12 protein-coding genes are annotated in these 12175 nt (G+C 75.5%); 6 read left to right on the forward strand and 6 right to left on the reverse strand.

Annotation, left to right across the window (positions count from 1 at the left end):
* Positions 1-40: 40 nt before the first annotated feature.
* Positions 41-478, reverse strand: coding sequence for a hypothetical protein (locus VEW93_13230; GenBank protein HYI62755.1), 438 nt, complete (start codon positions 476-478; stop codon positions 41-43).
* Between the two features lie 33 nt (positions 479-511).
* Between VEW93_13230 and VEW93_13235 the strand changes: the two genes are divergently transcribed.
* Entirely contained in the window at positions 512-1021 is a 510-nt protein-coding gene (locus tag VEW93_13235; GenBank protein HYI62756.1) for a nuclear transport factor 2 family protein, read from the forward strand.
* 89 nt (positions 1022-1110) lie between these two features.
* On the opposite strand, the gene VEW93_13240 is transcribed toward VEW93_13235, so the two are convergent.
* A complete protein-coding gene (locus tag VEW93_13240) occupies positions 1111-2397 on the reverse strand; it encodes an alkyl sulfatase dimerization domain-containing protein (protein HYI62757.1) in 1287 nt (428 codons plus the stop codon).
* Between the two features lie 109 nt (positions 2398-2506).
* Between VEW93_13240 and VEW93_13245 the strand changes: the two genes are divergently transcribed.
* From VEW93_13245 to VEW93_13265, 5 genes are all read left to right on the forward strand, one after another.
* Positions 2507-3157, forward strand: a complete 651-nt coding sequence (locus tag VEW93_13245; protein HYI62758.1) for a TetR/AcrR family transcriptional regulator — start codon at positions 2507-2509, stop codon at positions 3155-3157.
* Positions 3154-4101 carry a hypothetical protein gene (locus tag VEW93_13250; protein ID HYI62759.1) on the forward strand — a complete coding sequence of 316 codons (948 nt, stop codon included), beginning with the start codon at positions 3154-3156 and terminating at the stop codon, positions 4099-4101. The genes VEW93_13245 and VEW93_13250 overlap by 4 nt, the downstream gene beginning before the upstream one ends.
* Positions 4102-4264: 163 nt before the next feature.
* Positions 4265-4597, forward strand: a complete 333-nt coding sequence (locus tag VEW93_13255; GenBank protein ID HYI62760.1) for a sigma factor — start codon at positions 4265-4267, stop codon at positions 4595-4597.
* Positions 4570-6138, forward strand: coding sequence for a hypothetical protein (locus VEW93_13260; GenBank protein ID HYI62761.1), 1569 nt, complete (start codon positions 4570-4572; stop codon positions 6136-6138). Before VEW93_13255 ends, VEW93_13260 begins: the two co-directional genes overlap by 28 nt.
* A 131-nt stretch (positions 6139-6269) precedes the next feature.
* The gene (locus VEW93_13265) at positions 6270-7817 is read left to right on the forward strand and encodes an alkaline phosphatase family protein (protein HYI62762.1); all 1548 of its coding nucleotides are present in this window, start codon (positions 6270-6272) and stop codon (positions 7815-7817) included.
* Between the two features lie 7 nt (positions 7818-7824).
* On the opposite strand, the gene VEW93_13270 is transcribed toward VEW93_13265, so the two are convergent.
* The 4 genes from VEW93_13270 to VEW93_13285 form a co-directional block, all read right to left on the reverse strand.
* Positions 7825-9357, reverse strand: a complete 1533-nt coding sequence (locus VEW93_13270; protein ID HYI62763.1) for a gamma-glutamyltransferase — start codon at positions 9355-9357, stop codon at positions 7825-7827.
* Positions 9358-9477: 120 nt separating this feature from the next.
* Positions 9478-10377: an SDR family oxidoreductase gene (locus VEW93_13275; protein ID HYI62764.1), complete on the reverse strand. Its 900-nt coding sequence runs from the start codon at positions 10375-10377 to the stop codon at positions 9478-9480.
* Positions 10378-10455: 78 nt separating this feature from the next.
* Positions 10456-11316 carry a Bax inhibitor-1/YccA family protein gene (locus VEW93_13280; GenBank protein ID HYI62765.1) on the reverse strand — a complete coding sequence of 287 codons (861 nt, stop codon included), beginning with the start codon at positions 11314-11316 and terminating at the stop codon, positions 10456-10458.
* 55 nt (positions 11317-11371) lie between these two features.
* Positions 11372-12175 (reverse strand): acyl-CoA synthetase (locus tag VEW93_13285; GenBank protein ID HYI62766.1); only part of this gene is annotated, 804 nt, incomplete at its 5' end.

Below are 12175 nucleotides of genomic sequence, written 5' to 3' on the forward strand. Positions count from 1 at the left end.
CGGCCCTGTGACAGCCCGGAGGACCGCCCGTCCGCCCTGGTCAGGGGTGGGTGGCGGTGCTGCGGGGGCTGGGCGCCACGGCGCCCAGGTCGTCGAGGGCCCCGGCCTGGACGCTGGCCACCAGGCGGCGCAGGTCCTCGGGGCGCAGCAGCGCCGGCCCCTCCAGCAGCACCGACGGGACCAGCCCGGGGGGCACGCAGGTGGCCGGCGGGCACGGCTCGTCGCGGTCGGTGACCAGCAGGGCGTGGACGAAGGGCACCCAGGCCACCTGGTCGGCCAGCGACGAGCGGATGACCGAGGCCAGCAGGCCCACGGCCCGGGGCACGTCGGCCCCGCCGTCGTCGAGGGCCAGGACGTGGGCCCCGGTGGGGCCCAGCACGAACCGGGCGTCGCCGACGGGCCGCACGACGTAGCCGTCGGGCAGGGTGTCGAGGACGCGGTCCAGGTCGTCAGGTCCGTGGTGGCGGGGCCATCCCATAGCTCGTGGTCCATCGGATGGGCCGAACGGATCATGAGGGGTTCGCCACGGGGAGTGGTCAAGGCCGGTGACCAGGGCGGTCGCCCGATCCGACGGCGCCGCTACGGTGGCCCGATCACCGCGCCGCTGCCCCCGCCGTCCCCCGACCTCCCCGGGGACGAGGCCGCGGTGGCCGACGTGGTGGCCCGCTTCTACGCCGCCTTCGAGGCCCGGGACCTCGACACCATGTCCGACCTGTGGGTCCACGACGACCGGGTCTCGTGCACCCACCCCGGGTGGGCCGCCCTGCACGGGTGGGCGGCGGTGTCGGCGTCGTGGTTCGCCATCTTCGACCAGTCCCCCCCGCTCCAGGTCTTCGTGACCGAGGAGCGGGTCCACGTCTCCGGCGACCTGTCCTGGGTGACGGTGGACGAGAACCTCCTGGGCGCCGGGGCCGAGGACGGCGGCACCACCGTCTCGGCCCTGAAGGTCCTGAGCCGGGAGCCGGCCGGGTGGCGCATCGTCGCCCACCACGGCTCGGTGGTGGTGGGCCGCCCCGACTGAACCTTGGACCGAACGCCGCCCCACGCATCGTCAGCGGTCCAAGGTCGGAGGTCGTTGGTGACCGCCTGGGTGACCTCCGCCCTTCGGGGTCAGGCCGGTTCCGGCGCGCCCTCGGCCCGGCGCCGGGACTCGCCCTCGGCCCAGCGGAACACGCCCTTGGCCATCAGCGACGGCTCGGCCCCGGCCCGGGCCCCGAACACCTCGGCCCGGGCCCGGTGGACGCCGGGGTCCTCGGGGGCGGCCTGGGCCGCCAGCTCGGCCAGGTGGCCGGCCAGGCGCAGGTCGGCGTCGCCGCCCGCCGCCACCAGGGCCAGGGCCCGGTCGGCCAGCGCCGCCGGCCCCCCGGCCAGGGCGGCCAGCTCGGCGGCCAGAGCCGCGTCGGGGGCCGGCTTGAGGTGGGCCGGGTTGCCGTCGTACCAGCCGCCGTAGAGCCGCCACACGCCCCGCACCACGAACTCGGGGTCGTCGTAGACGGGGCGCAGGTAGGGCTTGGCCAGCAGCTCGTCGGGGGCCCGCACCTCGTGGACGATGTCGTCCAGGCGGGCCCCCTCGTTCATGAGGGCCAGGGTCCGGTCGTGGAGCACCTCCAGCACCTCGGCCGTGTCGAGCAGCACGGCCCGCACCTGGTCGGCGCCTCGCACCGGGAGGCCGTGGCCGGGCAGCAGCAGCTCGGGGCCCAGGGCGGCCATGGCCCGCAGGGCCACGGCCCAGTCGGCCGCGTAGCGCTGGACCTTCTGGGGGTTGCCGGCGTTGGGGGTGCACCAGATGACCAGGTCGCCGGTGCACACCGTCCGCCGCTCCGGCACCCACACCCAGGTGGCGTCGTCGGTCTCGCCCCGGGCGTGGTGGAGCTGGAGGTCGAGGCCGCCCACGGCCAGGTCCATGCGCTCCCGGTAGGTGGTGTCGGGCCGGCGGTACTCGGTGGGCCAGCGCAGGCCGGGGGCCTGGAACTGGCGCTGGTTGATGACCGCGTTGTAGCCGGCGCAGGTGCAGTAGCGGTCGAAGCGGGCGTCGACGTCCTCGTGGGCCACCACGGTCACCGCCGGGTCGCCGCCGGCCGCCGCCTCCTCCTCGAAGGGGGCGGTGCCGAAGACGTGGTCGATGTGGCCGTGGGTGTAGACCGCGGTGTGGAGGCGGGACCGGTCCCAGGCCCGCACCGCGGCGTGGATGGTGCCGGCGGCGAAGGGGCTGCCCGTGTCGACCAGCACCAGCCCGTCGCCGGTGCGCAGGGCCGACACGTTGGCGAAGGACTGGACGAAGGCCGTGCCCTCGCCCACCTCGGCCAGCTCGTTGGAGGGCGAGAAGGGGTGGTGGTCCTCGATGTCGGCCGCGCCGGCCAGGATGCGATCGGACAGGTCGAGCAGGTCGGTGCTCATCGAACCCCCAGGGACGGCCGACGGTCCGCGCACCCTACGACCCCGGCGGTGGGCGCCGCCGGGGGTCCCACCGCGGGCCCCCACCGGCCGCTCCCCTAGGCTCCGGCCGATGGAGAACGGGGCCAGCGCCAGCACGGGCCCGCTCACGGCCACCCCTGACGAGGGTGACGAGGCCCCCGTCGACGGGCGCACGGCCCGGGCCCAGCGCACCCGCGAGGCCATCGTCGAGGCCTGCGTCGCCCTGGTCGAGACCGGTGACGTCCGGCCCACCGCGCCCCGCATCGCCGAGCAGGCCGGCGTGTCGGTCCGCTCGGTGTTCCAGCACTTCGACGACCTCGAGACGCTGTTCGCCATGGTGGCCGAGCGGGCCGTCACCGGGCTGGCCGGCCTGGTCACCCCGGTCGACGCCGAGCTGCCCCTCGACGAGCGGATCGGGCAGTTCGTGGCCCAGCGGGCCGAGCTGCTGGAGGCCCTGACCCCCATCCGCCGGGCCGCGGACGTCCACGCACCGTTCTCCCCGGCCATCCGGGAGCGACTGCAGCTCGGCCACGACTTCTTCCGGGCCGAGCTGAGCCGGGTCTTCGCCCGCGAGCTCGACGCCCTGCCCGCGGCCCGGCGCCCACCCGTCCTGGACCTGCTCGACGTGACCACCACCTGGGCCACGTGGGACGTGCTGCGCACGCTGGCCCACCGCGACCGCGACGAGGCGGCGGCGGTGGTCGCCCTCGGCCTCCGCGCCGCCCTCGAGGGACCGGGGTGAGCCCGACCGGCGCTCACCTGGCCGGCCTGGCTCGCACCGCCCGGGCCACCGCCGGCACGGCGGCGGCGTGGGCCGCGGAGGCGGTGGCCACCCTGCCCGCCGGGGTCCGCGTCGGCGTCCCCGGCGCACCGGTGCCGGCCGCCCTGCGGGAGGACGTGCTGGTGGCCGTGGGCCGGGCCGGCGGCGCCGACGCCGTGGCCTGGGTGCACGGCCAGTGGCGGGCCTTCGCCGGGTCGGTGCCCGACGGCGACGTGCGCCTGGCCCTGGCCCGCCACGCCGAGGCCTGCGCCCGGGCCGGCCGCCCGGTGCCCCCCGACGCGCTGGCCGACGTGCTGCCCCCCGCCGCGGTGCGAGGGGTGCGGGCCGTGGTGGCCCGGGGCCGGGCCGAGGTGGCCGTCGAGGCCGCGGCCCGCCGCCTGCTCGCCGCCGCGGGGTGGCGGCCCGGTGCAGTCGGTCCGGCCGCGGCGGCCCGTGTGGTCGGTGCGGCCGACCAGGAGGCGGCCCCCGGCCCCCGGGGGGTGCTCGGCCTGGCCCTCGTCGACGTGCCGGTGGGGGTGGGGGGCCTGGCCCTGGCCGGGCCGGTGGCCCTGGCCGGCGCCGCCCTGGGGGCCCTGGCCCGCCTGGCCCCGCCGGTGCCCGAGGTCGAGGGGGCCGACGACCCCGAGGTCAGCCTGCTCGGCGCCCTGGCCGCCGAGGCGGTCCCGGTGTTGCTGGGCAACGCCGCGGTGCGGACCCTGGTGCTTGGCTCGCCCGTCCTCCTCGGCGTGGGGCTGCGCTCCGGGGCCAGCGCCGCCACCGTGAGGGTGGGCCGGGGCCGGGCCGAGGTGGTCGACGGCCTCGACCCCGACGCCCTGGTCGTCCTCCAGGGCGACGTCGAGCCCCTGGTCCGGCTGGCCACCGGCGTCCTGCTGCGGGAGGCCCTGGAGGTGGTCCTGCGCCCCTGAGCCGCCCCGTCCTCGGTGGCCTCTCCGGCCCGTGGCCGGGATCGTGGCCCGGAGGGGTAGACGAACCCGTGCGCCGTGCGAGTGACGGTCAATGGACGGATCGACGGTCTCCGCGGCCGATGCGTACCGGCCCCCGGGCCGAGAGGGACAGAGAGACGAGCGCATGACGGAGACGACGGTGAGCCCCCTGGGGTTCGAGGAGCTCTACCAGGCCGACTGGCGGAAGGTGGTGGCCCTCGGGTGGTCGCTCACCGGCAGCCGGTCGGTGGGGGAGGAGCTGGCCCAGGACGCCTTCCTGGACGCCTACCGGCGCTGGTCCCACGTGGGCCGGCTCGAGGCCCCCGGGGCCTGGGTGCGGCGGGCGGTGGCCAACCGGGCGGTGTCCCACCGGCGCCGCCTCCGGGTGGCGGCCTCGGGGGCCGGGGCCGCGCCGCCGCCTGCAGAACCGCCACGCTCGCCGACCAGCCGGTGCCCGATCTCGACCGCGAGGTGGTGAGGGTGGCCCTGGTCGACCGCCCTTCGCCCCGCGCCGGTACCCGCCGCTGGGCCCCGGCCGCCGGCATCGCCGCCGCCCTGCTCCTGGTGCTGGGGTTCACCGTGGCCCTCACCCAGGGCGGCGACGACGACAGCACCCCGGCGGTCGAGGTGGTCCAGCCCCCTCGCCGCTACCGGGCCACCGACCTCCCCGAGGGCTTCGAGCTCGACCACGTGGGGGCCGGGACCGAGCACGTGCTCAGCGGCCCCGTGGTGCTCTACGGCCCCGACCCGGCCTCGCCAGGCCTGGCCGTGTCGGTGGCCGACCCGGCCGCCTCCGAACCGGAGTGGGAGGAGGACCCGAGGGCCGAGCCCGTCGAGGTGGGGAACCGGAGCGGCTACCGCGTCGGCGGCGACGGCTGGCTGCCGGGCGCGGTGGCCGTGACCGTGGGAGGCCGGCGGGTCACCGTGGTCGGTCGCGATGCCGAGCTGGTGGCGACGGTGGCGGCCGTGGTGACCATCGCCGGCGATCGGCCCCGGATGCCCGAGGACATCCTGCCCGCCGACTGGGTTGTGCAGGGTGAGGTCGCCGACATCACCGCACTCAGCCCCGTCCTGAGCAGCCTGGCTCCCTCGGGCACCGCCAGCACCTGGCAGACCTCCTGGCTGCCCCCGGTCCCGTGGCCCGAGGACGACCTGCCAGAGGCCTCCGCGGACGTTCTCCGGGAGCTCTCCATCACCTCCGGCCCGGGTGGCGCCACCACGGTGGCCGCCCTCGGCCTCGCGGCCGAGACCGAGCAGGTCGAGGTTCGGGGCCGCGATGCCCTGTTGATCCGGCAGGTCATGAGGCTCTCGCCTGTCGAGGGGTCGGAGGCTCTCGTCATCGACGTGGTGGCGGTCACGTGGCTGGAACGCCCCGGTGAGGTCGTGCAGGTGGTTGGCATGGGCCTGTCCCAGGAGGCGGTGCTGGCCGCCGCAGCCAGCCTGGAGGTGGTCGACGATGCCTGGTGGGCCCGGAGCGTGGCGGCCGTGGGCGGCTCACCCGAGACCACCGTGGCCGAGGGGAGGTTCAGCGATGGGTCCCCCTGGGTCTTGACCGCCTACGACTCGCCCCGGCCCGACGACATCGACCTGCTCGAAGACCAGGACGCGGTGGCCAGCCTCCAAGGGTTGGCTGCCTTCGTCCTCAGATCCGACGACCTGGCGCAGATCCGTGCCCACCCGGACGGGTACGTCGAGGAGCCGGACGCCCCCCTGCCCCCCGGGTTCGCCACCTACGTCAGCGAGCAAGCCGTCGACGACCTTCGGTGGCTGAGCGGCCTGGTCACTGACGAGGTGCGGACCGTCGAGGTGCTCACCGCCGACGGGCCGGTGGTCGCCGACGTCACGGCCCGCGTCGAGGCCTTCCACGGGTGGGTGCCCGCTGACGCCCTGCACGGGTGGGTGCTCGCCGAAACCTTTCACGGGTGGGTGCTGGAGATCGATCTCGGTGCCGACCTGGAGGCCGTTGTGCTGTCGGGTGAGAACGGTGCCGAGGTCGGGCGTCTCGCCCTCTCGGGCTGAGGTCGCCGGGTGCTCGGTACGACCGATGCGGGCTGCTCGGCTGCTCGCCCGAGCTGGATCGAGCCTGATGTCATCGGGGCGACGGGCTCGTGTCACCCGGGCGACGCCGGGGTTGGGTACGGTCCCGGGCCATGCGCACCCCGCCCGCCGCCGCCCCCGATCCCGCCCACGTGGCCACCGTGGCCGAGGCCCTGCTGGACCCGGCGCTGGAGCCCATCGTGGACCTGGTGGTCACCGCCGACGGCGAGGGCTACGAGGCCCGGGCCGCCGACGGGCGGGTCCGGTTCCGGCGGGAGGACGACGGCCACGGCTGGCGCTTCACCGAGACCCTGGTCGAGGGGCGCAACCCGCTGGGCGACCGGGCCACCGACCGGTTCAGCCCCCTGGCCGACGAGCGGGCCACCCCCTGGCCCACCCGGGAGCGCACCAGCTACCCGTTCGCCTACGAGATGGTGGCCCAGGTCTTCGACAGCCCGGCCGCCCCGGACGTGATCTGCCAGCACACCGCCTCCCACAACTGGGAGGCCGCCGGGGGCCACCGGGGCGAGCACGGGTCGATGGGTGTGGTCCAGGCCCGGGCCCCGTTCGTCATCGCCGGGGCCGGGGTCAAGGCCCACGGGGTGCTGCCCCGGGCCTGCAAGCTGGTCGACGTGGCCCCCACGGTGCTGGCCCTCATGGGCGCCGCCCCCCACCCCGAGGGGGTCGGCCTCAACGGTCGGCGCCGGGAGGGGGCGCTGCTGCGCCGGCAGGACGGCGACGTCCTGGACGACCTCATCGACCACCGGGAGGCCGCCCCCGACCACGTGGTCGGGTTCCTGCTCGACGGCTGCAACGCCAACGTGCTCTACGACATGGCCGCCCGGGGCGAGGCCCCCCACGTGGCCCGGCTCATGGCCATGGGCACCACCATGGGCCACGGGGCCATGGCCTCGGCCCCCACCGTGACCCTCCCCAACCACACCACCATCCTCACCGGCGCCCACCCGGGCCACCACGGGGTGCTCAACAACGCCTGGTGGGACCGGGGCACCGGCCAGCAGGTCATCACCAACTCGCCGGCCACCTGGGCCTGGTCGATGGCCTCGCTGTCGCCGGAGGTGGAGACCCTCTACGAGGCGGTGCGCCGCACCTGGCCCGACAGCTTCACCCTGGCCGCCAACGAGCCCTGCGACCGGGGCGCCGACTTCGGCACCTTCCACATCCTGCGCGACGGCGGCCTGCCCGACCGGCCCCCGCCGGCCGAGGAGCTGCCCTTCGCCACCGAGCGCTTCGTCCGCCCCGAGAAGAGCTACCGGACGGCGTCGCGCATCGACCACACCGGCCTGGAGCTGACCCTGGGGGTGTGGGGCGACGGCTACCAGGGCGTGACCTACCCCCGGCCCCGCTTCACGTGGGTCAACACCAGCCTCACCGACGCGGCCATGCACCACGGCGGGCCCTACTCGGACATCGCCGCGGCGGCCGTGCGCGACACCGATGCCCGGGTCGGCGAGGTGCTGGCCCTGGTCGAGCGGTCCGGCGCCTTCGACCGCACCGCCTTCTTCCTGGTGGCCGACCACGGCATGGAGGAGTCGGACCCCGGGGTCACCGGCGACTGGGGCGCGGCCCTGGCCGCCACCGGCGTCCCCCTCCGGGACGAGGCCTACATGTGGATCTACACCGGCACCCCCACCCCCTGAGGGGTCCTCACCCCGAGGGCGAGGCGGCGCCGTCGCGGCGGGGGTCGCCGGCGGCACCGAGGCCGGGGACGACCAGGTGGGCGCCCCCGAAGTAGACGCTGCGGTCGGGCCACCGGTTGACCGGGCCCAGGGCGGCCAGCGCGTCGAGGGCCCCGGACCCGAAGCCGGGCTCGACCTCGACGTGGTCGACGTCCCAGTGGGCCCGGGGGGCCTCCACCGCGGCCCGGGGGTCGAGGCCGTGGACCAGCACGTTCACCAGCACCTGGGTCACGGCCGAGCGGATGCGCTTGCTGCCCCCGCTGCCCACCACCACCTCGGTGGCCCCGTCGGGCCCGACGACCACGGTGGGGGCCATCATCGAGGCCACCCGCAGGCCCGGGGGCGAGGCGTGGAAGCCGTCGGGGTGGAGGTCGTCCTCGCCCAGGATGTTGTTGGTGAGGATGCCGGTGCCGGGGATCACGTCGCCCGAGCACTCGCCGTTGGAGGTGGTCATGGCGGCCGCCCCGCCCTCGCCGTCCCACACGCTGACGTGCGTGGTGCCCCGGGCCGAGCCCCGCCGCCCCGGCCGCAGGATCGACGGGTCCGCCGGGTCCGCCGGGCGGACGGGGTCGGCGCCGGCCAGGATGGCCCGGCGGTGGCGGTCGACCTCGGCGGCCACCGCCACCAGGGCGGCCGGGCCCCGGGGGTCGTCGGGCCCGAGGTCGAGGCCGTCCAGGCGGGCCAGGGCGGCGGCGATGAGCGTGCCCCCGAACGACGGGGCCGGGTTGGTCAGCACCCGCCGGCCCTGCCAGTGCAGCGCCAACGGGTCCCGCTCCACCACCCGGTAGGCGGCCAGGTCCCCGGCCGTCACCAGCCCGTCGGCCGCGGTCACGGCCAGCAGGGCGGCGGCCAGCGGGCCGCCCGAGAAGCGCACGTCGCCGCCCCGGCCCAGCTCGGCCAGCACCTCGGCCAGGCCCGGGTTGCGCAGGCGGTCGCCCACGGCCACCAGGCGGCCGCCGGGGGCGAACAGGGCCCGGCCCTCCGGGGTGCGCAGCAGGATGCGCTCCAGCAGCGAGACGATCCCGGCCTGCCGGGGGAGCAGGTCCACCCCGTCCCGGGCCAGGCGCAACGCCGGGGCCACCACCGTGCCCAGGTCGACCCGCCCGAAGCGCCGGTGCACGTGCAGGTAGCCGGGCAGGCCCCCGGGCACGGCGATGGAGCCGGGCCCGCAGTGGAAGGCCTGGGTGGCCACCTCGAAGTTCACCACCACCTCGTCGAAGTGGGGCACCGGGGGTGAGGCCAGGCCCAGGCCGGGCGTGTCCACGAAGAAGTCGACCAGCACCTCCTCCCCGGCCGCGGTGCGGGCCAGGCAGAACCCGCCGCCGGCCAGGCTGGTCAACGCCGGCTCGGCCACCGTCCCGGCGAACCCGGCGGCCACCACGGCGTCGAAGGCGTTGCCGCCGGCGTCCAGCACCTCGTGGGCCGCGGCCACCACCGCCGGGTGCCCGGCGGCCACCAGGGGCCGCTCCCGCCCGGGCGGCGAGGGCGGGTCGGCGATCACGCGGGCGTTCCTACCACGGCCGAACCGGCTCCCTGCCGACGCTGGCCGTGCCGGGCACCGCTCGCGACGGTGCCCGGGCCGGAGCCCGGGCACCCCCGTCGAACCAGGACCGGTGCGGGATCAGCCGCCCAGGGCCTTGAGGGTGAGCATCATCTCGTCGGTGAGGTTGGCGGGCACCGAGTAGCCGTCCTCGGAGCGGATGTCCTCGAAGTGGTCGCGGACGTCCTCCACCGACAGGCCCTCGGCCCCGGTCCAGCCCGGGGTGACGCCGGTGAAGACCCGGGCCACGTGGCCGCCGCCGCACGAGTAGACCTCGCCGCTGACCGGGCAGTCCTCGTGGGCCAGCCAGGCCACCACCGGGGTGACGAGCTCGGGGGCGAGCTTGTCGGCCATGGCGCCGAGCAGCTCCTCGGTCATGCGGGTCTTGGCCACCGGGGCGATGGCGTTGGCCTTGATGTTGTTCTTGGCCCCCTCGACGGCCAGCACCCGGGTGAAGCCGACCAGGCCGGCCTTGGCCGCGCCGTAGTTGGTCTGGCCGAAGTTGCCGAACAGGCCGGCCCCCGACGAGGTGCTGACGATCCGGCCGTAGCTCTGCTCCCGCATGTGGCCCCAGGCGGCCTGGGTGACGTAGAAGGCGCCCTTGAGGTGCACGTCGATGACGGGCTCCAGCTTCTCGGCGTCCATGTTCTTGAACGCCGCGTCGCGCAGGATGCCGGCGTTGTTGATGACGATGTCGACCCGCTCGAAGGTGTCGAGGGCGGTCTGGACGATGGACTGGCCGCCCTCCGGGGTGGCCACCGAGTCGTAGTTGGCCACGGCCTCGCCGCCGGCGGCCTTGATCGCGTCCACCACCTGCTGGGCCGCGGTGTGCGAGCCGCCCTCCCCGTCGACCGAGCCGCCCAGGTCGTTGACCACGACCAGGGCTCCTCGCTTGGCCAGCTCCAGGGCGTGGGAGCGGCCGAGGCCGCCACCGGCACCGGTGATGATCGCGACCTTGCCGTCGTACCCGAGATCAGCCATTGCGTGGGCTCCGTTCGTCCGTGTCCGTGGATGGCGTGGGTGACGCTACCGACGGGCCTCAGGACGAAGGAAACCGGCTCAGCGGCTGCGCAGCTTGGCCAGCAGGCGGAGCATCTCCAGGTACAGCCAGACCAGGGTGACGGTCAGGCTGAGGGCCGCGAACCACTCCATGTGCCGGGGGGCGCCGGCCCGCTCGGCCCGGTCGACGAAGTCGAAGTCCAGGGTCAGGTTGAGGGCGGCGATGACCACCACCACCACGCTGAAGCCGATGCCGATGATCCCGTTGTCGTGGATGAAGGGGACGTCGGCCCCGAACAGGCCCACGATGAAGGTGGCCAGGTAGATGAGGAAGACGGCCCCGGTGGCGGCGATGACGCCGAGGCGGAACCGGGGGGTGACCCGGATCCGGCCGGTGGCGTACAGCACCAGCATCATGGCGAACACGCCGATGGTGAGGCCCACGGCCTGGAGCACGATGCCCTCGTACTGGGCTTCGTAGACCTGGGAGACGGCCCCCACCACCAGGCCCTCGGCCACCGCGTAGAGGGGAGCGGTGATGCGGGCGATGCGGGGGACGAAGAAGGTGACCAGGGCCAGGGCCAGGGCGCCGATCATGGCCCCGAAGATCCAGAACGGGATCTCGGCCGAGCGGACGATGCGGTCGTCGACCTCGACGGCCGGGGTGACGGCGTTCCACCCCACCACGCCGGTGACGCAGATGATGGCCAGCAGCACGGCGGTGGCCGAGGCCACGCCGCCCCGCCGCAGGGTGGGCTCGGCCGTGGGACCGGCCGGGGGCCACGGGGAGACGGGGTCGTCCGACGGAGGGATGGCCGGCCCGCTCGGCCCGCCGGGCCGGGCGCCCCAGCCGGGCTGGGTGGCCGCCGGCGGCCCCGACCGGAAGCCGAACTTGTCCTCGCGCAGCATCGGGTTGCTCATGGTGGCCAGTCTGCCCCTGGCGCGACCCCGATCCGACATCATCGGGCGGAGTGGGTCAGCCGGCGAGGCCGAGGACGTCCTGGGCGTGGGCCTTGAGGCGCTTGTAGTCGACCTTGCCGTTGGGGGCCCGGCCGATGGTGTCGACCACCAGCAGGCGCTTGGGGGCCTTGTAGGAGGCGAGCCTGGCCTTCACGTGGGCGATGACGTCGGCCTCGTCCAGCTCGGCGTCCGGGACCAGCTCGACCAGCCCGGTGATGGCCTCGCCGAACTTCTCGTCGGGCACCCCCACGGCCACCGCGTCCGCCACCGACGGGTGGAGCTTGAGGGCCTCCTCCACCTCCTCGGGGAAGACCTTCTCGCCGCCGGTGTTGATGACCTGGTTGCCGCGCCCGAGCAGGATCAGCGAGCCGTCGGCGGCGACCTTGGCCATGTCGCCGGGGAACGAGTACATGACGCCGTCGATCTCCCGGAACACCGTCGCGGTCTTCTCGGCGTCCTTGTAGTAGCCGATCGGCACGTTGCCGGACGCGGCGAGCATCCCCACCTCGTCGGAGCCGGGCACGACCTCGCGCCCGTCGTCGGTGAAGACCTTCGTCGTCGGGTTGCGCACGAACAGCGCCGTCGTCGCCGCGGTGCCGTGCGTCGTGACCTGCGTGGCCATCGCGCCCTCGCTCGAGTTCATGATGTCGTTGAGGGCGACGTTGGGCATGCGGTCGAGCAGCGACTGCTTGACCTCGGCCGACCACATGGCGCCGGAGGAGTAGATCCGCTGCAGGCTCGTGACGTCGTAGGGCCGGCCGGTCGCCGCCTGCTCGTCGATGGCCCGCACGATGGGCTTGGAGAACACGTCGCCGACGAT

It is taken from the genome of Acidimicrobiales bacterium, assembly GCA_035630295.1.
In the GTDB taxonomy this organism is placed as follows: Bacteria; Actinomycetota; Acidimicrobiia; order Acidimicrobiales; family Iamiaceae; genus Iamia.